This window comes from Caballeronia sp. (assembly GCF_049581465.1).
GTDB lineage: Bacteria > Pseudomonadota > Gammaproteobacteria > Burkholderiales > Burkholderiaceae > Caballeronia.
In genome coordinates this window covers 1-2,116 of sequence record NZ_JBAUSA010000288.1, presented here as the reverse complement: position 1 = coordinate 2,116, position 2,116 = coordinate 1, and the positions used below count along the sequence as shown (strand labels likewise).

Annotated in this window: 3 protein-coding genes; all 3 read right to left on the bottom strand. The window is 65.5% G+C overall.

Annotated features, from left to right (window positions below; translation table 11 throughout):
* Nucleotides 1-123: 123 nt before the first annotated feature.
* From mdcE to WCA53_RS07260, 3 genes are read right to left on the bottom strand one after another with little or no spacing between them, the layout of a single operon-like run.
* Nucleotides 124-939, bottom strand: coding sequence for a biotin-independent malonate decarboxylase subunit gamma (mdcE, locus tag WCA53_RS07270; protein ID WP_423907431.1), 816 nt, complete (start codon nucleotides 937-939; stop codon nucleotides 124-126).
* Nucleotides 936-1,781: a biotin-independent malonate decarboxylase subunit beta gene (locus tag WCA53_RS07265; protein ID WP_423907428.1), complete on the bottom strand. Its 846-nt coding sequence runs from the start codon at nucleotides 1,779-1,781 to the stop codon at nucleotides 936-938. Before WCA53_RS07265 ends, mdcE begins: the two co-directional genes overlap by 4 nt.
* Nucleotides 1,778-2,080 carry a malonate decarboxylase subunit delta gene (locus tag WCA53_RS07260; RefSeq protein WP_423907426.1) on the bottom strand — a complete coding sequence of 101 codons (303 nt, stop codon included), beginning with the start codon at nucleotides 2,078-2,080 and terminating at the stop codon, nucleotides 1,778-1,780. Before WCA53_RS07260 ends, WCA53_RS07265 begins: the two co-directional genes overlap by 4 nt.
* Nucleotides 2,081-2,116 lie beyond the last annotated feature (36 nt).

Sequence of the window (2,116 nt, the reverse complement as noted above, 5' to 3'; positions counted from 1 at the left end):
CAATCGCGCCGTCGAGCGACGACGCCCGCCGGACCACGACGAACGGCGCGCGTTCGAGCGAATGCGCGGCCCACGCGGGGGCTTCCGAAAAAGTCCGCGCGACCCGCAACAAGTCGTGCGCCTTCATGGCGCGTCCCATTGCTCCGCCATGCGCTTGCGCACTTCGATAGACGCCGCGCGGGTGCGTATTGCGTCGGCGGACTGGAGTCGCGACGACAGATCGCGAGGGCCCCTGCGCGCATCGTCGATGGCCGCAACCAGCGACGCCTGCACGCGCCAGACATGTTCATGGGTCGGCGCGTCCGCGTCGATACCGGCGATCAGTTCGTGCAGCAAGCCAAGCTTCGCATAGGCACTCATCTTGTACGACATGGGCAGTACGCGTTCGCCCAATTCGTCCAGGCCTTCCACGCTACGCCGCGTCACGCGCGCGGCCGCTTCCTTGCCCATTGCATGCACGGCAATGCCACTCGCGTCGAGCGCGACGATCCGGTTGGCCTGGTAACCATGCGCGAGAAATGCGCCCGACATGGCCGGTCCAACGATCAGCGCGACCACGGGATGCCCGGCCAACCGCGCACTTGCGTAGGCATCGACGGCGGCCGCGCACGCGAGATGAACGCCGAGCAATTCCTCGCGACGGCCATAGGCCTGGCTTTTTACATCGACGATAGCGACGAGCGGCCGCTTGAGCGCAGCGTTGCGATCAGCGTCGATCGCCTCGCGCACTGTGCGCGCGAGCAACCAGCCTTGTTCGAGGCCCACGACGTTATCGGTCGCGCGCGGGAAGCGGTTCTGCGGATCAGGCACCACGGCGATAAAGCGCGCGGTAGTGTCGCCCAGCGGGGCGTCGGCGCTACGGACCGGGCCGGCCTCGTCCGATGAAGCTCGCGCCGTCAGCGCGTCGAACCAGATTTGTCCACGTGTTGAAGTCATCATGCGTTCCCTTGCCAAAGCGATCGCAACACGACCGGGTCGATCGCAGCGGGATCGATGCGGCCAAGCCGTTCGAGTTGCGCATCGACCTGTTCGGTGCGGTTGCTTTTATTCACGCCAGCCGCGAAAGCGGCGAGCACTGCGTCACGGACCTGATCGGTATCGTCTTCGACGAGCGTGTCGGCTTGACCCACGGCCACGCGTTGCTCGCCACCGATCATGGACCAGATGAGCCGCCGGTCGCGTGAATCGAGTTCCTCCACGCCCGCCTCCTGCTCGATCACTTCAGGCCCGTTCATGCCGAGCCGGGCTTGCCGTGTCATCACGAGACGGCTGCACAGCGCCGCCGCGAGCGACATTCCGCCGAAGCAACCCACCATCCCGCCGATCACGCCGACCACCGGGACATGGCGTTGCAGCGCCACGATAGCCGCATGAATCTCCGCGATGACCGCCAGGCCGAGATTGGCTTCCTGCAGCCGTACGCCTCCCGTTTCGAACAGGATCACCGGGCGTATGGAGCGGCCTGCTGCGAACTCGCGTAACGCCAGTTCAAGCGCAGCGGCGATCTTCGTGCCCGATACTTCGCCAATGCTGCCGCCCTGGAACGCCGGCTCGATCGCGGCGATCACCGCTGCTTCGCCGCCGAGCGTTCCGCGCGCGATCACGGCGCCGTCATCGGCTTGGCAGACGACGTTTTGCATCGCGAGCCAGGGCGATTCGAGCCGGTCGAACGGTCCGATCAATTCGCGGAACGTGCCGGCATCGAGCAATGCACGGGCGCGTTCGCGCGCGGTCAGTTCGATAAAGCTATGCCGTGCAATGAAGGTGTCGTGTGCATTCACGGCGCATCTCCCTCGCTTGCTTCGACCGCTTCCGCGAGGCGCAGCATGACCACGCCGGGTGTCGCGCCGAAGTCGTTGAGTTCGAGTCGCGCGGCGCCGTCGTAGCGGGAGAAAAAGCGGTCGAGCACGCTTTTCCACACGTGTTCGTAACCGTCGACGCTTGTACGGATCACAACTTCCGCGCGTTGCGTCTCAGATGGCGACAACAGGATCTCAAGGTCGCCCGAGCCGACGACGCCTACGTGTGCGCGGTGCAGCACGGGGCGGGTGGCGGGATAGTGGTAGCGCAGGTTTTCCATGGCGAAGTCTCCGCGTCAACTGACGCACGGCAGGGT

What these genes read in the sequence shown, in the direction of transcription:
- WCA53_RS07260 (WP_423907426.1), bottom strand. Translation starts at nt 2,080, where the DNA reads ATGGAAAACCTGCGCTACCACTATCCCGCCACCCGCCCCGTGCTGCAC.
- mdcE (WP_423907431.1), bottom strand. Translation starts at nt 939, where the DNA reads ATGATGACTTCAACACGTGGACAAATCTGGTTCGACGCGCTGACGGCG.